The 19,139-nt window shown below is 36.4% G+C and carries 10 protein-coding genes; 2 read left to right on the top strand and 8 right to left on the bottom strand.

Features of this window, described 5'->3' with window-relative positions:
* Window positions 1-22: 22 nt before the first annotated feature.
* From Q5N74_RS05225 to Q5N74_RS05195, 7 genes are read right to left on the bottom strand one after another with little or no spacing between them, the layout of a single operon-like run.
* Entirely contained in the window at window positions 23-2,692 is a 2,670-nt protein-coding gene (locus tag Q5N74_RS05225) for a hypothetical protein (RefSeq protein WP_304387677.1), read from the bottom strand.
* 34 nt (window positions 2,693-2,726) lie between these two features.
* Window positions 2,727-4,394: a sulfatase gene (locus Q5N74_RS05220; RefSeq protein ID WP_304387676.1), complete on the bottom strand. Its 1,668-nt coding sequence runs from the start codon at window positions 4,392-4,394 to the stop codon at window positions 2,727-2,729.
* A 26-nt stretch (window positions 4,395-4,420) separates the two neighbouring features.
* A complete protein-coding gene (locus Q5N74_RS05215) occupies window positions 4,421-6,373 on the bottom strand; it encodes a glycoside hydrolase family 97 protein (RefSeq protein ID WP_304387675.1) in 1,953 nt (650 codons plus the stop codon).
* Window positions 6,374-6,428: 55 nt separating this feature from the next.
* Complete coding sequence (locus Q5N74_RS05210) at window positions 6,429-7,904, bottom strand: sulfatase-like hydrolase/transferase (protein WP_304387674.1); 1,476 nt, start codon at window positions 7,902-7,904, stop codon at window positions 6,429-6,431.
* Window positions 7,905-7,907: 3 nt separating this feature from the next.
* A complete protein-coding gene (locus Q5N74_RS05205; RefSeq protein ID WP_304387672.1) occupies window positions 7,908-8,729 on the bottom strand; it encodes an alpha/beta hydrolase family protein in 822 nt (273 codons plus the stop codon).
* A 23-nt stretch (window positions 8,730-8,752) separates the two neighbouring features.
* Window positions 8,753-10,078, bottom strand: a complete 1,326-nt coding sequence (locus Q5N74_RS05200; RefSeq protein ID WP_304387671.1) for a sugar porter family MFS transporter — start codon at window positions 10,076-10,078, stop codon at window positions 8,753-8,755.
* A 48-nt stretch (window positions 10,079-10,126) separates the two neighbouring features.
* Complete coding sequence (locus tag Q5N74_RS05195; protein WP_304387670.1) at window positions 10,127-11,230, bottom strand: glycoside hydrolase family protein; 1,104 nt, start codon at window positions 11,228-11,230, stop codon at window positions 10,127-10,129.
* A gap of 469 nt (window positions 11,231-11,699) precedes the next feature.
* Between Q5N74_RS05195 and Q5N74_RS05190 the strand changes: the two genes are divergently transcribed.
* Both Q5N74_RS05190 and Q5N74_RS05185 read left to right on the top strand, forming a co-directional pair.
* Window positions 11,700-14,897 carry a TonB-dependent receptor gene (locus tag Q5N74_RS05190; RefSeq protein ID WP_304387669.1) on the top strand — a complete coding sequence of 1,066 codons (3,198 nt, stop codon included), beginning with the start codon at window positions 11,700-11,702 and terminating at the stop codon, window positions 14,895-14,897.
* Window positions 14,898-14,938: 41 nt separating this feature from the next.
* Complete coding sequence (locus Q5N74_RS05185) at window positions 14,939-16,711, top strand: RagB/SusD family nutrient uptake outer membrane protein (protein WP_304387668.1); 1,773 nt, start codon at window positions 14,939-14,941, stop codon at window positions 16,709-16,711.
* 550 nt (window positions 16,712-17,261) lie between these two features.
* Here the strand turns inward: Q5N74_RS05185 and Q5N74_RS05180 are convergent.
* Complete coding sequence (locus Q5N74_RS05180) at window positions 17,262-19,139, bottom strand: RagB/SusD family nutrient uptake outer membrane protein (protein ID WP_304387667.1); 1,878 nt, start codon at window positions 19,137-19,139, stop codon at window positions 17,262-17,264.

Below are 19,139 nucleotides of genomic sequence, written 5' to 3'. Positions count from 1 at the left end.
CAATCTCATTTCTATTTTTTAACTATTTAATTTCAATGCCGTAACCTGCAGGATACTCCTTCGAACGACCTTTATCAAGTTGAATTAAGACGGGTTTATCAGAGGAATAATAATATTTACCTCCTTCAAATTTTAACTCCGCTGAAATGGTCCCATTAACTGCTTCCATTTTATAGTTTCCTTTTTGGAGGAGCTTTCCCTTGCCCAAATACATGTATTCAAACGCCTTATTTTTTTCAGAAATAACAGCAAAATTGCCATTAAACTTCCATCTGTTTACAGTTTGATATACATAATCATTAGTAGCATTAAATATGTATTGCGTACTATTTTGTGATATAACCTTTAAGGATACAAATTCTGGGCCAGTTCCAAAATTAGATATTTCATTTATTGATTTTTTTCCGTCTTCATAGGTTTCAAAAACAGACACAAAAGGGTGTTTTGCTCCGTTAATTCCATTTTGTCTAACAATTAAGGTAGGCGTTGTTTCTGGGCTTTTATTTACTTCACCAGGAGTCAAATCATTACGAAGTGTAGTAGGCGGTGCATCAACCACATAAAGCGCTCTGTTGTTTTGCCCCATCATCCACATATTCACGTTTAATGCGGGTGCTACCGCAGTTGTGGTCCACGTTGCATTAAAATCTTCTGTATGGTTTATTTTTCTTTTATTTTTGAAGAATGCATAATTTTTATCATACTTTACCCCCAAATCATTCACCGTATTTAAACTTAATGGGGTGTTTGAAGCACTTTTCAGTACCATAGTATTTCCTAAATTGTGATGTATATAATCGTTATTCGATTGGTCTGATCTAAAAACATCTACATAATATCCCGTAGTTTCCGAGGTGCGAACCATCGCTACTAAACGCCGTTTTTCATCTGCTGAAACATCTGCAAATGACACATGCTTCGACGTTTCAAAGCTGTTATATAATCCAGCCTTCGTATCAACTGATGGATCCATAGCATTAACGGTTATATCCCCAACTCTATATCCTGGAACAATGGTATTCGACCCCATAATGCCACGGTGGTAAGGTGCATCTGCAGACCAATACGATTCGTAAGCAGAAGCATCTGGCGCCATAGCCCAGCCTTTTCCGTAGAACTGCATTGCCAATCCGTTTTCAGATAAATGTGATTTACTTTTTCCACCATATAGCGTGAACATTAATCCGTTGTTTTCATCATTTCCGTTTTTCATAATCAGATGTTTATGAAATGGCGAGTACGCTGCCATATGAAACGGTAAATCACTTCCAGATCCTGGTAATGGTTGGTTGAAAATAATACCTTGCCAATCTGAAGCATTTCTATCATAATGCCCTGATGCTATGTTTTTACGAACTACTGTGGCCATTTTTTTAGCAGTTTCCATATCGCCTTCCCAAGTCGCATAAGTTAACAACGACTCAAACGACGATACATCTGAAGGGCCGCCACGCATATCGCCAAAAACCACCAAGTTTCCGCGTGCATCCAACCAACCTAAATTGGCCATGGCCGCTTTTGAAATCATCGGGTTTCCACCTAAAGTGTTAACACCTGCTTTGTATAATTTAAGGCCCATGTTTAAAACAAACGGAATCATTCCAGATGCGTAACCTGGAGATTCTGGCCATAAACCAGTTTCCGAATTGTAATTTTTCATGATATCTGGTAAAGCCTCGTGGTATTTCGTTGTTTTTTCCGTGTAAAACGGAATATAATATTCACGCCCCTTTCCGTCTTTATAAAACGTGTTAGGTTCTAATACCAAAATACTGTTCATAATATGGCGGTATCGGTTTACATTCCAATTACCACGACTGTTACCACGTACTAAACCTATTTCAATAAAACGTTTAAAGACTTCACCTGCTACTTCAGTTGTGTTTTTACCAATGGTATTTAAATGCTTATGTGGATTTTCATTCATATAATCATGAATAAAATCATAAGTCGCTGCGGCGTAATCTTGTCTATCATCATGAATCACTTCATAATCATAATATCCCATTATCCCACCAGGAGCATAACCTCCGGGACCTTTTGTAGATTCTTTTGGATCTAGAGGTGGTTGCATATAGTAAGTACCCAACAACCAAGTCCATAAAATATCCGCTGAAAACTTCGCATATTTCTCATCTTGAGTGACGTAATAGGCAAAAGCCGATTTTTCCGCCAAGGCTAAAATATCGGTATTATTAGAACGAATCATGTGCCCCGTTTCCTTATAGGGAATTAAAACGGGTGTTTTATCGGCACTTGAACGGCTCACTCCTAACAAATCGCCAGATTCGTTATAAGGAATCCTATCTTCTAAAGGGACATTCACGTAATCGTTCCAGGTACGCATACCCGGTAAACGCACTGTTGGTACTGGCGCATTGCCTTTACCATAATCCCATCTTTGATCTTTAATATAACATTGTGTAAAACGCGCTCCATCTTTCCAATACATGGCTAATCGAGACACAATCCACTCAGGATCTTCCACATGACGATTCACATAGGTATCGATGCTTTCTAACAACGTATTCCAAGAGGTATTTGCCCAATCTTCCGTTTGAATTTTAGCTAAAATTTCAGCTCTATCTTTAGCACCTGCAAAAACCTGAGGATGCTGTCCTGCGGTTTGAGCATAACTATAAACGCCTACTAAAATCAAGGTTAATACTGTTATTCTTTTTTTAAAGCTCATGGACTCTACACTGTTATTTTTTACTTATTTTTTATTAATGAAGTGGTACCGTTTCGATATCTGGATTATTTTTTGCCTCTAGATATTTTCTAAGTATTTCTTGATCTAACTGTGAACTGTCTCCATATTCTTTTCGCAATTCTACCAGTTGTTTTTTTAGTTTTACAACCACATCGGCATACGCAGGATCATTAACAACGTTCTTCATTTCTTGAGGGTCATTTTTACGATCGTAAAGTTCCCATTCATCTACATCATAGTAAAAATGAGCTAATTTATAATCTTGAGTAATGATGGCATAATGCCTTTTAACCATGTGAATTCCTGGGTATTCATAATAATGATAATACACAGCATCGCGCGTCCATTCCGAATCATTACCAATTAATAACGGGATTAAACTTTCACCTTGCATATCTGAAGGTGGTACTATATGCGCCGCTTCTAAAATGGTTTGAGCAAAATCAAGATTTTGAACCATTTCAGTATTTGTTGTTCCTGGCTTAATAACATTTGGCCATTTGATTAATAAAGGTGTTTTAAATGATTCATCGTAAACAAAACGTTTATCGAACCAACCATGTTCCCCTAAATAAAAGCCTTGATCTGAAGTGTAAATAATGATGGTGTTTTCATCTAATTTCGTTTCTTCTAAATAATCTAACAAGCGCCCCACATTTTCATCAACAGAAGCGATACAACCCAAATAATCTTGCATGTAACGTTGGTAACGCCATTTCATTAATTCTGTTTCGTTCATTTTTGGGTACTTCACTTTAAAGTCTTCCATCATAGGTCTATAAACAGAATCCCAAACGGCACGTTGCTCTGGGTTCATTCTACCAACTTCACGCTCAAAAGCTTCCAAATCCCAACCAGACATATCTTCAATGCCTAATTCTGCCATCATTTCTGGATACAGTTTTGAATCTCCTGCCCAGTTCATATGTGTTAAAAGATTCATTTCGGCTGTTTTTGCAGCTGAACCACGTCCTTCATAATCATCAAACAAAGTTTCAGGTTCTACGAACGTTTTCTTAGTATATTCTTTAAAATGGCGTGGTGCTGGCAGCCATTCTCTGTGTGGTGCTTTCTGCATCGAGAATAACATAAAAGGCTTATCTTCTTGTCTTCTATTTTCTAACCAGTCAATTGTCATATCCATGATGATATCTGTAACATAACCTTCAACGGTAATTTTTCCTTCATTCGTATTGAAATCTGGATTGTAATATTGTCCTTGCCCTGGAAGAATTTTAAATTCGTCTATGCCTTTCGGATTATTACCAAAATGCAGCTTTCCAAACATGGCTGTTTGATATCCTGCTTCTTGCATTAACTGCGGAAACGTTACTTGCGATTCATCAAAAGGAAATACGTTATCCACTTTTCCGTGTATATGACAATGCTTACCGGTTAAAATAGTAGCCCTTGATGGTGCACAAATAGAATTTGAAACACAGGCATTGGTAAATTTGATACCTTCATTTGCGATACGGTCAATATTAGGTGTTTGAATTAAATGATCGCTGTAAGCACTAATCGCTTGATACGCATGATCATCGGACATCATAAAAATAATATTAGGTCGCTGACTAGGTAACTCCTTTTTAACAACTTTAGCATCCCTTGATTTACAAGCTATCATTCCCATTAAGAAAAATACAGACACTAATTTTAAAACAGTTAAATTTTTATTCATGATTTTATTTTGGTGTTATTATATACTTATATTTTCACAATATGAATCGCAAATCCGTTATTGCTTTTTACTTTTAATTTTAATATTGATTTTTTAGTACACTCTATTTCTTCAATTTGAACATGGGTACGCGTGTTTACTGTGTCATCATCGGTATAAACCTTTGCTTGGTATACCTCATTCTCTTTTAAAAATGAAAAATCGATAGTAACTTGACGCTCGGTATCTCCGATAATACCACCTACAAACCAATCAGCACCTTTTCTACGTGCTATAACACCTAATTCGCCAATTTCTCCATGCAACACCTTCGTTTCATCCCAGGTAGTAGGTACTTTGTTAAAAAACTCTAACTCGGGTTCGTTACCAATATGTCTGGTATCTCCCCATAAACCATCCAATTTTTCAGGAGAAGCTGCAGGTTTATCATACCAGTATAAAAACTGTAACGGACTGAAAAGGCACACTGTTTTTGCTAATTGCGATGCATGCGAACCCATTTGGTTAACTCGTGTACTGTAATAGCACACCGTATTATCGGCTGCTCCAGCCAACATACGTGTAAACATGGTTTTTAATGTATGAACATTAGGCACCGTTTCTTCGTCACCACGAATTCCTTCTTGAGTTAAAAGATTTGGATAGGTTCTTGAAAATCCAGTAGGTCTGTACTCATCATGAATATCTATTATCATGCCGTACTTGGCTGCTTTTTTAACCGCTTCATGCATCCAAGCTGTAGCATCTTGGTCGCCCACTCTTACAAAACCATATTTTACTCCAGAAACACCCCATTTTTTAAACAGTGGCAACACTTCATCTAATTGCTTTTCTAAAGCTCTTCTGTTTACATATAAAATAACCCCAATGCCTTTTTCTTTGGCGTATTTGGTAATGGTTTCAATATCAAAAGGGCCTTTGGAGCGTTTGGGATCTAGAGTAATGGTTGTCGCGTCTGAGGCGTTATCCATTTCATTACCATACCAACCGGCATCAAACAAAACATATTGCATGTTATGGTCTACTACAAAATCGATAGCTGCCAAACCTCCTTGTGTTGTTAATGTGGTTTCTCGCAATACTTTCCCTGGTTTAATCCAAGATTCATCGTCTATTTCCGAGGGGTCATTTAGGTTTTGAATGATATAATTATTGGCTAATAATTCACTTTCATTTTTTCCCATCATAACCACGCGCCATGGTGATTGAAACGGTAGTTTCTTGTGTACCTTATCACCTGATTCTTTTCGCTCTGCTATAATAGCTCCACTCACTGTGTCTTGTTTTTGTTCACCCATTTTACCATCTAATGTGGATAAAATGCTGTATTGGGATGATGTACCCTTATCAAAACTCAACCTAGCATAATCAACTAACTTCGCTTCCGCTAAGGCTATTTTTACACTATCATTAATTTCAATTAACAAGGGGCGTTCGCACCCCGCTTCTAACTGAGTCATCGGGATTCTTCTGTATTCCCCTTGTGCCGTTAAAACTCTTGGGGCACGTTTTGGCGTAGACCACACGTTATAATCTTCTTTGAAGTTGTAATGTATTTTCTCATCCAAGCCAATCTTAGATATATTATTTTGCTTTGGAATTTCATAAGCAAACGCAACACCTTCATCGTAGGCTCTACAAATTACACTAACCTGAGTATCGTCTATTTTTAAATACACTTTTAGTTGATTGTAATGATCTGGGATGTTACTTAATTCGCTAAAATTAGAGTTCCATTCGTTTTCAACCATGGTCTTTTCAACCTTTAATATGGACAACTTCCCATTAAAGCTGATATCGTTTGAAATAAGTTCTATTAAAGAAGGCGCAATAACTTCTTGCCCATTATAAGCCACTGAAAACCCCATGCCACTTTCTGGTAAAAAACTAAATACATTTTTTCCGTTAGGCGATTTTACTTGAATCGTTTCTGCTGAATTGCACGAAGCAAATAGCACGAAAACAATCAAAATATTCATAAAACTTATACTACTAAAATGGCTCAAAAATCGCATTAGATTTTTTTTAATATCATTATTCGTTACGAACCCAAATATGGCTTTCGTTCAATAGTTTTTTATACTGTGCCTCAAACTCTATTTTCATTTTTTTGAAAACTTCCGGTTTCGATTTAGACACGTCTTCCGATTCACTAATATCATGCTTCAAGTTGAATAGCACGAAATCGGTAAGCTTTGCATTTTTCACAAAATCCTCATTACCATCATATAAGTTATGAATGTTTGGCAAGGTTTCATTATCTGCAACCAAGCGTCCCATAATTTTCCAATCACCCTCACGCATTGCAACACGACGGTCATTAATAGCATCGTAAAATGCCCAGATTAATGGTTTACTACGTTGAAATTCTCCTGAATTTAAAAAAGAAGCAAACGATTCGCCATCCAAAGTTCGTTCTGGTAATTTAACACCAGCTAATTCGGAAAATGTTGGTAAAAAGTCGAGTGCAGAAACCACTTGTTCTGAGGTACCTGTAAAGGTTTCCTTCCCTAACCAATTCACGATACATGGTACTCTAAACCCTGCTTCGTTGGTCCAAAGTTTCATCCCTTTTAATTCACCTGGCGAGCCGTACGAATGCTTAGCCCTGGAATATCTCATAAAGGTTTCTGGACCATTATCAGAAGTGAATACTATTAAGGTATTATCTATATTCTTAGATTCTAAATACGCTATTAACCGCCCCACAGCCAAATCTACATTTTCAACATTGGCGAAATACTCTGCCTGTTCTCTATTTTCAGATTTTGGTAAATATTTTTGCACCAACTCTTCTGGTGATGCAATAGGTTCATGCGGTTCATGAAAAGCTACTTCCAAGAAAAAGGGCTTATTTCCTTCTTTTTTATCCAACCATTGAATGGCTTCATCAACGATTATTTGACTACTGAAACCTTCGATCTCACCTACATCTTCGCCATTTCTAACAAAATTTTTTGGATTTTTATGACTAGGAGCTGCATTATTATGTGTTGCAAACCAATGGTCGAAACCAAAGTCGTTAGGCTGTGGCTGTTCCTTAGAATTAAATCTAGAACTACAATGCCATTTCCCTACCAAACACGTTTCATACCCCACCGTTTTTAACAAGGCTGGAATGGTTACTTCATGTGCTTGCATATGTACTAAATCTCTATTGTCAGGACTTTTTTTATACCCCGGAATAAAATCGTACACACCGGCTTTGTTCGGACTTCTTCCTGTTAATAAACCAACACGCGATGGTGAACATACGGGTGCTGTTGAATAAAAGTTAGTTAATTTAATACCAGTTGAGGCTAGCTTATCTAGATGTGGAGTTTCTATAATAGGATGCCCAAAAGATGATAAATCGCCATACCCTAAATCGTCACATAAAAGCACGATAATATTAGGTTGATACGCTTGCACACTCGCATTCGTTTCGGTTGTTTTTTTTATTTCAGTTTTACATGAAAAACAACATAAACAGGTGATAAGTACTATTCCTTTTATTATATTAAAACTCATAAATTATTTATTTTCCGAATTAAAAAAATCATTAAAATACAACATGTGATATTTTATAGAATTCGCCCAATACGTATTGGTATGAGCCCCTGGACGTTCTATATAATCATGCGGAATTCTTTGCTCTAAAAGCTTTTTATGAAGTCTCACGTTGGCATCGTAAAAGAAATCATCGATACCACAATCAAACAGAAATTTTAAATTTTTACCATTAAGTAAATGCACTAAATTAATAACGGTATTCTGATCCCATGTTTCAGGATTTTCACCATAAACACCCAATCTTTTGGCTATTTCCCATTGTAAAGGAAAGCCTCTAATATCTAGTCCACCGCTCATACTTGCGGCAACACCCCAAATATCCGTATGCCTAAACGCCAAATACAAAGCACCATGACCACCCATGCTATAGCCTGTAATGGCTCTGTGTTTTTTATCGGCTTTAGTGTTAAATGATTTATCTATTTCTGAGACCAATTCTTTTGAAACATAGGTTTCATATTGCATGTTTGCATCTACAGGGCTATCAAAATACCAACTGGTTTTATGGCCGTCTGGACACACTACAATAACATTGTATTGGTCTGCATAGGCTTTTATATCTGGCGCTTTCCCTAACCACGCTTTGTGATCGCCTCCTGCCCCATGAAGCAGATATACTACAGAATAAGGAACCCCTTTCTTTTTATAAGAACTGGGAGTTATAACCACATTCTTTATATCTTTTTGCATAGCGTTACTATACACCACAAGGGTATCGATATTTGATGCGAACAGTGTGAGTGTTAAAAAGAAAACACCAATAAAACCTATAACTCTTTTCATGCTTTTAAGATTGTTTTTGGTTACTATTTCTTTATCATAATATCTTCCAACTCTTCCAACGTTTTACCTTTAGTTTCAGGCATCATGAATGCAACGAATAATAATTGTAATACCATCATACCTGCAAAAATCAAGAATACAACGCCTGCACCAATCATAGGATGACTAAACAAGAAAGGGATTAGAGATGGAATAAGTGCTGCTAATACCCAATGCACTGAACTTCCAAAAGATTGTCCTGAAGCTCTTAAATGATTTGGGAATATTTCAGATATAAATACCCATATTACAGCGCCTTGCCCTATAGCGTGTGCTGCAATAAATAAGAATAGAAAAATAGGCACTGCCATTCCGGTCCAACCCAAGAAAAAGGCTGCAGATACCAACCCTAAAGATATAATATACCCCACAGACCCCAAATACATTAATGTTTTTCTTCCTAATTTATCAATTAAAAACACTCCTAATAATGTGAATACTAAATTTGTAATACCAATACCAACACTACTTAACAAAGCGGTACTTTCTCCCAATCCAGCTTCTTCAAAAATACGTGGAGCATAATATAAGAATGCATTAATACCTGATAATTGATTAAAAAAGGCAATTAAAAAAGCCAATGTTAATGGAAATCTATATTTTTTGATGAAAATGGTTTCAGTTTTATCATTTTTATGTGAATGACTTTGAAACTCTGCTATTTGTTCTTCAACATTCGCATTGGGATCGATCATTTTCAAAACATCACGAGCTTCTTCTTCTCGAGATTGCGACAATAACCATCTTGGGCTTTTAGGCAGTTTCAATGCAAACAAAATATACAATACGGCAGGAATAGCTTCCACCCCTAACATCCATCTCCAAGCATGTTCGCCAATACCACTTAACAGAAAATTAGACAAAAAGGCAATTAAAATACCGAAAACGATATTAAATTGATACAAGGCTACTAAGCGCCCTCTATCTTTAGCAGGAGCTATTTCAGAAATATAAGCAGGTGCTGCAATGGTTGATGCACCAACACCAATACCTCCAATAAAACGCGCAAAAGCAAATACATAAGGATCATTTGATAAAGCAGAACCTATTGCTGAAACCGCAAACAAGACTCCAATAGCAATTAATGTATTTTTACGACCATATTTATTTGTTGGATAACCTCCAAACATAGCCCCAATTACGGTACCCCAAAGCGCCATTCCCATAACAATCCAACCGTGAAAAGCATCTGATGACCCCCATAAAGCTTGAAGTTTTTTATCGGCTCCCGAGATTACAACCACATCAAATCCAAATAAAAAACCTGCAAGTGCTGCGGTAATAGACCATAATAATATTTTTTTGTTCATTCTAGCTTATGTATTTAGTTATAATAAAATATTTAGTTTAAAATTAAATTAATCTTTTAATGGAATCACCATATTCCATGTTTTTGTACCATTACTAAAACCTCCAGGACCATCCATGGTTGCAAAGAAAATATGGGTCGGTTTTCCGTTTTCAACAAAAACAAAGGGACGCTCTAACTGTCCTTGATTGATTGTTTTACCATTATCCCACTTAACGGTTTTAGTATATGCTCTGGGGTTTTCATCAACTTCCCAATGTATACCATCTTTAGAATGTGCTAAAAGGCCATCTCCTCCATGCCCTGTAATAGCACCTCTTTGGTCTTTAGCTACCATATGAAACCCAGAATCGTCGCTCCATAAGTGAGGGTCTTCAATTTCTCCAAAACGTTCCATAGAAAACAAAGGTTCTGTTCCTACCACTGTATATTTTCCATTATAAGAATCTGCGGTAGCAACTCCAATACTCATGTCGCTTTGTTTGATACCATCTTCAGCATAACTTCTACCTTTAAATAGCAAAACGACCGAGCCATCTTCTTTAATTAAAGGAGACGGATTGGACGTTAAGAAACTATAATACGAATTTGGTTTCACATCTAAAATAGGAGTATCTAAGCGTTCCCAAGGTCCGTTAGGGCTTTTGGAAGTAGCGACTCCAATACGTTTACCCCAACGCCCTGCTGTGCACCATTTACTTGATAAATCGAACTGACTCACATTGGTTTCTGTGACTTCTTCAAACGGGTGTGTAGACCCCATGTAATACAAAATATAGGTATCCTGATATTTAACAATTTTTGGATTATGACATGAGCGCCCATCCCAATACTGTGCACCACGTGCTCCTAATGAAACATCGGCAAATGTGTACGGGCCTTCGGGTGTCTTTGAAGTGGCGTGTACAATTTCTGAAGCCACCATCCAACCAGGATGAAATGGCAAAAATTGAGGCCATCGCGAAGCGTACATGTGGTAGTTTCCATCGTCGCCTTTTATCACAGAACTTCCCCAAACCCAATAATTATCCATGGCTAAACCACCATTAACGGGGGCAGCATCTAAACGATTACTGATATCATTTTGTGAAAAACTACTTAGCGCAGCTACAAAACAAATTAAAAATAATATATGGTTTTTACTTTTTTTCATTCTTAAAAACAGGGTTATCCAAATTCTATTGCAATCTATAAGATACCTATAAAAAAGAACCTAAATTATTGCTCAATATCTATAACCTATTAACCATTTTACCCATAATTACTATTAATAATTAATAATTAGCCGTAACAACCTCCCTTTCTACTAAATAAAAAACAAAAAGCACCAGATTACTCTCCACCTTTTAATTCACTTTGTTTTACTCAAAATATCCTGCTTAAAATCAATAAATAACCAAAATAGAAAGCATCAAATAAAGTAACACTCACCATAAACTAAAAACGACTAAAAAAACCAAAATTCAACCACATCTAAAGAAAGATAAAACCTACAAATACATGATAAAGGACGATAATTAATAGGTTTTGAGTTATAAGTTAGACCCTCCAAAAGCATTTCTTTATAACCTTGTTGATATAAATTATTAACACAAATTTAAGAACTTTTTAAAAGATTTTTTATGACTAAACTAAACCACAATCAGTTAAATCTGAAAAAATTCGTAAGCCTATTTTGGGTAGTAGGCTGTTTAATATGTGCTTCTGCTACGCATGCGTACGCAGACCCTATTAAAATTACAGACATTAAACAAAACAAAACTATTTCTGGACAAGTAGTAAGTGCCGATGATAATATGGGTATTCCAGGAGTAAACGTTATTGTAAAAGGAACATCAAATGGTGCGGTAACCGATTTTGATGGTAATTACACTGTTAATGTACCTTCAAATCAAAGCGTATTAGTTTTTTCTTATTTAGGGTATGTAACTCAAGAAATTACTGTAGGCAACAATACTTCATTGAATGTATCTTTAAAATCAGACCTTCAAGCTTTAGATGAAGTAGTGGTTGTTGGTTATGGTACAGCAAAAAAAGAAACCTTAACAGGCTCTATTGAGCAAATTAAGTCTGAGGTTTTTGAAGACTTGGCTGTTGGAAGCCCTGCTTTAGCGCTTCAAGGTAGAACTCCTGGCTTAGTTGTATCTCGTACATCATCACGTCCAGGTGACGAAGGTGTAGATTTCCTTATTCGTGGTGCAAGTTCGATTAACGGCATAGAGCCGCTTGTGGTTATCGACGGTATTCCTGCAATAAACGCATCGTCTTTTAACGATATGAACCCTAATGATATTGAATCTATCAGTGTATTAAAAGGCGGATCGGCATCTGTTTATGGTTCACGTGCTGCTGGTGGTGTTATTTTGGTTACCACTAAAAAAGGAAAAGGAGAAATTAAAGTAGACGTAAGTTCTGTTTTGCGTGTTGGAACAATAGGTATTCGCCCACCAACACCTACCATGAAAGAATGGGGAGCGCTATGGTTAGCCGCAACATCTCAAGATGCATCTCCAAATTTTGGACCTTGGGGAGGAACTGAAACTTTAGAAAGATTTGCTGCTGGAGAAGAAGGTATCTATAATTTCCCGAATGCTTTGGGAGATGTATACATTAGTGATTCTAACAGATTCGATGAAATGTTCGGTAATTCCTATTCTCAACAACAAAACATTAGTATTTCTGGTGGTAGCGATAAAAGCAACTTCCGTATTGCTGCTGGATATGATGAAAATGTAGGTGGATTAAAAGTTGCAGACGACAGTAAAGACCGTTACAATTTCTCATTAAATTATGGAGTTAACGTTTCTGAAAGGTTAAAAATAAGCACTAACGTAACCTATTTTCATACTAAATTTTCAGGTCCTTCTGGAGGTTTAGATCGTGAAGCTACAACTTACGATCCTCCTATTTTTGCTTCTAGAAACTCTTTAGGACAATGGTACGGGAACTTCGGAGGTAATATTGCCGGCGCTAGAAACTCTGTAGCCAGAGTTATTGATGGTGGTCGTGAAAACAAAATAGCGAAGCAGGTTAAAATATCGGCATTAGCAGAATACAAATTAACCGATAATTTAAGTATAACAGGATCTTATGCGGTTAGTGAACAAAATACTGAAAATCAAATATACCAATTAACAGTACCAACTTACAACTGGTTTGGAGATGTAGCTCCGGCTCAAATTAATAGCCAATCGTATATTGAAGAAGAAACAGGCCGTATTACATACAAGAACTACAAAGGCGCTTTAAATTATAGTAATAGTTTTGGAGATCATAACGTTTCAGGACTATTAGCAATCGAAGCAGATATAAACACATCTAAAGGTCTTAGAGCTAGAAGAAATGGTTTTGTTGATTACGGAGTATACGATTTAGATTTAGGTGCTACTGATCAAGCCATTCAAACAGAAGGTGGTGGAAACACTTGGGGATCTTACGGTTATATCGGTCGTTTAAACTATGACTACAAAGGTAAATACTTATTTGAATTACAAGGCAGACGTGACGGAAGTTCAAGATTTGCCGATGGTAAAAAATGGTCTAACTACGCAAGTGTTTCTGGTGGTTGGGTACTAAGCTCAGAAGATTTCTTAAAAGATAGCGACATCGTATCCTTCTTAAAAATAAGAGGTGGTTACGGTGAGTTAGGAAGTACATCAGGTATTGATAATTTCGGCTACTTATCTACTGTTAGTTTAAATGGAACAACAATATTTGGAACTAGCGCAGCTCTACAAGCCACCTCTAGTGCTAGCGATTTATTCAGTTTAACCACGACTTGGGAACGTATTATCTCCAAAGAAGTTGGAGTAGATTTTAAATTATTTAACCACAAACTATTTGGTTCGGTAGACATTTTTCAGAAAGACAATAAAGGCATGCTACTTAAAGGTATTATTAACCCAATTGTTGCTCCACAAGCTCCATTTACCAATATAGGAAGTTTTCAAACTAACGGTTGGGAAGTTATGTTAGGATGGAGAGATAAAGTTGGAGATTTTGATCTTGGAATTAGCGCTAACATGAGTGATTCTAGAAACGAAATAACCAAATACGAAGGGGCTGAATCGATTGTCGCTGGACTAAACAGCTCAAGTGATGGTGAAAACATTACTGGACAACCAATTAATCCATTTTACATGTGGGAAACTGCTGGTTATTTTAAAGACCAAGCAGAAGTAACCGAGTATTACAACAGTCTTAATCCTGGTGGAAATTTACCTTCACAAACTTCAGCTGCGGCTTTACGTCCAGGAGATACACGTATTGTAGATACCAACGGAGATAAAGTTATTGATACTAAAGATTTAGTATATAAAGGCGATTCTGCACCGCATTATGTTTACGGTTTAAATTTAGATGCAAAATATAAAAATTTCGATGTGAGTGCCTTTTTCCAAGGAGCGATAGACCACAATGTACTAAGAACGGGGTATTTCAGCCGACCATTTATTAGAGTGTGGCAAAACCAATCTAGTACTTGGTTAGGACGCACATGGACAGAAGAAACACCGAACGCAGAATTCCCAAGATTAACTACAAATAGTACCTTAGCGGAATGGAATTACCAAGATAAAGATTTCATGCTTCAAAATAACAGGTACCTCCGATTGAAATCTCTTATTGTTGGGTACAATATAAAAGACTTAAAAATCGGGAATACACCAATTAATACGCTACGACTTTACTTTTCAGGAAATGATTTATTCGAATTAACTTCTGTAAAAGATGGTTACGATCCAGAATCACAGGCCAATTCTAACGCCAGTGCTTATCCATTCATGCGTACTTGGGCTTTTGGTATAAAACTATCATTATAACCCCATTAATTAGCGTTTAATAAAAAATAAAATATATCCAAATGAAAAAATTAATATATATAATACTGCCCTGCGCCATGCTATTCTTTACAGCTTGTGAAGAGGATTTTATAAATTTAACCCCACCAGGTAAAATTACGGACGCAGTATATTACACCGAAATTGAGCATTTCAAAACAGGCTCTAATAAGTTTTACACCGATTTATTACCTTGGACGGCATTGGGAGATTTTCTCGATCATGCTTCAGATTTAACAGGTTACAAAGAAGATTCACCTATTCAAACTTACAGTCGAGGTGATTCTTTTGCTCCCGTAACTGATGATTTTTACAACGATGCTTATACAGCACTTCGCGACATCAATCTTTTAATTGAAAGAGCTGCTAATTTCAGTGGTGATGCTAGCGATATTTCAGAATATGTAGCAGTCGCTAAGTTTTTTAGAGCTTATCATCATTTCGCTTTAGTACAACGTTTTGGAGGTGTTAACATCGTAACTCGATCGCTAGATGTTGATTCTGAAGAAGCCAATAGCCCACGAAACAGTAGATACGAAGTAGTGGCTCAAGTTTTAACCGATTTAAATGATGCCATCGCAGGCTTACCTCGTGAGCAAGATATTAGTTCTACAGACAAAGGTAAAATCAGCAAATGGGCAGCTATGGCTTTTAAAGCTAAAATCCTTCTGCATGAAGCTACTTGGATGAGATATGTAGGCATTACTACAGATGGTGACGGTGTTGCTTCTGGAGCGGGTAGTACAGGCTTTGATGCAGCCAACATCGACTTATATTTACAAGAAGCGGTAACAGCATCCAAAACAGTAATGGATCAAGGTGGTTTCGAACTTTGGAACCATAATGATGTGTTAGATAACATGAGTTCTTATTACTTATTTATGCTTGAGGATAGTGAATCGAACCCAGCTGGATTAGACAAGTCTTCAAATAACGAATATATCTTTTATGGTAAATACGATTTCCTTTTAAGACAAGGTAGAGCTTTATTAAGTCACACATCAGTAGGAAGGTTACTACCTTCAAGAAAAATGATAGACCTGTTTTTAGCAGATGATGGCTTACCAATAGATAAGTCGCCAAGATTCCAAGGTTATACAAATGCATCCGACGAATACCAAAACCGTGATTACAGAATGCGTGCTTATTTCACCAATAATGCAACCCATGAAATACCAGAAGACGGCTCAGTACTTTTAACAGGACAAGAAAACTACGGTTATTATAATTCAAAATTCGTGTCTTGGAAATGGCCTGTATACAGAGATTCTTATACAGAATCTCCAGATTTACCATACATACGCTTAGCTGAAGTATATTTAACTTATGCCGAAGCTTTGTATGAGTTAAATGGAGGGCTAACCGATGCACAAATGAACGAATCGATAAACCTAGTAAAAGAAAGAGCTGGACTACCTGCAATGAACAATACCTTTTTAACTCTAAATGGTATGGACCTAAAAACAGAAATTAGAAGAGAACGTACGATTGAACTTTATGCTGAGAATTCCAGATATAATGATTTACGCCGTTGGGGTCTTGCTGAACAAGAACTCAATCAAGATATTTTTGGTGCTGTTATAGAAGGTACGGCCTACGAAGGAAATACCGCGCTTTATACACCTGGTTCTTATATCTATGGAGAAAAAACAGCAACAACAGCCGTAGGTCCAAGAAGATGTATTTTATTAGAGCCAGAATCTGTACGTAACTTTGATAGAAACAATTATTTACACCCATTACCAACGTCTTTATTCAATACAAATGATAACTTGTTACAAAACCCAGGCTATTAATTAAAGTATACTAAAATTATTTGAGTTAGTCCATTTTAGTATTCAAGCAGCTGTAAACTATCTAAGTTTACAGCTGTTTTTTTTTTTTAAACACCATAATACTTTTTTATTATAAAGTATTATGAACTACTAAAATCCTTACTAAAGTACAACAACCATAAACTCGCCTAATAGGAGCATGAACTATCCACAAACTAGATAAACTTAAACTAAGATTAAACAACATCATTACATCCTTAAAAACTAATATTAATAGTAATTAAGCCAGTTTACTTAACACACCATTATTTAACTTATTCTCAAAGTTTTCATCCTGAAACTACCAATAAAAAATCCGAAACATACTCAAATACTAAAAGCAGAAGGACTCAACATAATGTGAAACGACAATAAACAAGTTCAATCTCTTCAACACCATTCTAAATATAATTCATAAGTTTTCAAATGCAATCTGCAACTGTTAACAAAAAAAGCAGTTGTAGAAAAACTACAACTGCTTTTATGAGTGACTAACTCAAAATAATTCTAAAATTATCTTTTTATATATCTACTACCAACCTGGGTTTTGTTTTAAAGCTGTGTTTAATTTAATCTCATCATTTGGAATACCGCTTAAATAACGTGCCAGTGTCCAGTTACGATTACCAGCAACATCCAACTTTAAAGCTCCTACTTTAGTTGTAGCAATACCAGCATATGTCGAAGGGCTTTGTTCAGCAGTTGTTAATCCTAAAGGAAAACCACTTGCCTTCCAAATTTTAGTTCCAGGCACTTTTGGATTATCTGCAGTTTCGTACTCTCTTCCTGCTATATAAGTTAAGCAAACGTCCCTATTAAGTTCCTGTATTGCAATGTTCCATCTCATTAAATCATCGAAACGTTGGTTTTCTCCATCCAACTCTAAAGCACGTTCTCTGCGTATTTCACCTAACATAGTTAAATCTGAGAATGGTGCGATTAAGGCATTAGTTAAAGGGGCTACACCTGCACGGAATCTAATTTTGTTAATTGAAAGATCAAGATCAGCATCAGAAATGGCTCCATTTCCTAATTCAACTGTAGCTTCTGCATAAATTAACATAACTTCCGCTAAACGAAGTAATGGCCAGTTTGGAGAGGCTGAATTTCCGTCTCTATCTTTTTGTTCTGAAACAAATTTACGCCCTTGATATCCAACATTACGTCCTCCACCATTGCTTTGCAGCTGTGGTACGTAACGGTAATCAAAACCAGTTCCTGCTGTAGCAAATGTTTTATCGTATTGAGCACCACCGCCATCAATACTACCACCGCGTCCCCAATATTCTTTTAAAGGTTCATAAACGAAACTTTTTAAACGTAAGTCACGATTTTGGAATTCATCAACCATATTTTGATACCCTTGGAACACGGCAGAATGCTGCACAGGTAACCCATCGGCACATAAATACATATCCATCATTTTTCTTGATGGGGTAACAGGTTTAGCATGAGAATTATTTTTGTTAAGATTTCTTAAAGTAAAATCATAAACAGCTTGGATTATAAATTCTTGATTATCACCTTTTGTTAAGCCTGCAGGGTTTGATCCTTCTTCTAAATTAAATAGATAGAATAGATGATCATCTCCACATGCAGTACCACGTTGATCCCACAATTTAAAAGCAGGATTATTCATGACTTCCAATGATAATTGTTTCGCGCTAGTTAACATACTTGTTACAGAAGGATATCCCGCAGGTTTCGCAGATCCAGCTCCTGTACTTGTTCCATCACCATCTGTCGCTTCTCCAACATATTTATCCCAAGTTGCTTCATAAAGCAGTACACGTGCTTTAAAGGCTTTTGCCGCATCTGTAGAAATTTTTCCTTGCACGACACTATTAGCAGAAGGTAATTTTGCAATAGCCATATCTAAATCTGATAAAATTTGAAATATCACTTCATAACGGCTATTTCTTGCTGCATAAACTTCTTCTGAAGAAACATCAAGAGAGCGTGTTACAATAGGTACACCTCCAAAACGTTTTAGCAAAATAAAATGATGCCAAGCTCTAAAGAAATAAGCTGTTCCAACAGATGGAGCAATTTCTGATTGCTCCCCTGAATAATCAACTGCTTTTTCAATTAATTGATTAGGAGCTCTAAGATAGATGTAATTGTTTTTCCAAACATCGTCAGAGTCAACTGGCGTTATAAGACCTTGTCCATAATCTGGTGTTGTATAGTTTCCTGACAAATCATGACCTTCTTCTATACTCTCATAACCTAAACGTGTATAGAAATAATTTGAAGCATTTTCAAATTGTTCAACTGTCTCAAAGAACACTGCTTCTGTAACAGAATCTTGCGGATCTTGGTCTAAATATTCCTCACAACTATTCAGTATAAACCCTGAAAGTAGTATTGTTAGAAATATAGACTTCAAGTTTATATTTATATTTTTCAT

It is taken from the genome of Mariniflexile sp. AS56 (genome assembly GCF_030552475.1).
Taxonomy (GTDB): Bacteria; Bacteroidota; Bacteroidia; order Flavobacteriales; family Flavobacteriaceae; genus Mariniflexile.
Note: the sequence above shows the minus strand (reverse complement) of the source record. Positions and strands in the feature narration are given on the sequence as shown.

What these genes read in the sequence shown, in the direction of transcription:
- Q5N74_RS05225 (WP_304387677.1), bottom strand. Translation starts at nt 2,692, where the DNA reads ATGAGCTTTAAAAAAAGAATAACAGTATTAACCTTGATTTTAGTAGGC.
- Q5N74_RS05220 (WP_304387676.1), bottom strand. Translation starts at nt 4,394, where the DNA reads ATGAATAAAAATTTAACTGTTTTAAAATTAGTGTCTGTATTTTTCTTA.
- Q5N74_RS05215 (WP_304387675.1), bottom strand. Translation starts at nt 6,373, where the DNA reads ATGAATATTTTGATTGTTTTCGTGCTATTTGCTTCGTGCAATTCAGCA.
- Q5N74_RS05210 (WP_304387674.1), bottom strand. Translation starts at nt 7,904, where the DNA reads ATGAGTTTTAATATAATAAAAGGAATAGTACTTATCACCTGTTTATGT.
- Q5N74_RS05205 (WP_304387672.1), bottom strand. Translation starts at nt 8,729, where the DNA reads ATGAAAAGAGTTATAGGTTTTATTGGTGTTTTCTTTTTAACACTCACA.
- Q5N74_RS05200 (WP_304387671.1), bottom strand. Translation starts at nt 10,078, where the DNA reads ATGAACAAAAAAATATTATTATGGTCTATTACCGCAGCACTTGCAGGT.
- Q5N74_RS05195 (WP_304387670.1), bottom strand. Translation starts at nt 11,230, where the DNA reads ATGAAAAAAAGTAAAAACCATATATTATTTTTAATTTGTTTTGTAGCT.
- Q5N74_RS05190 (WP_304387669.1), top strand. Translation starts at nt 11,700, where the DNA reads ATGACTAAACTAAACCACAATCAGTTAAATCTGAAAAAATTCGTAAGC.
- Q5N74_RS05185 (WP_304387668.1), top strand. Translation starts at nt 14,939, where the DNA reads ATGAAAAAATTAATATATATAATACTGCCCTGCGCCATGCTATTCTTT.
- Q5N74_RS05180 (WP_304387667.1), bottom strand. Translation starts at nt 19,139, where the DNA reads ATGAAAAATATAAATATAAACTTGAAGTCTATATTTCTAACAATACTA.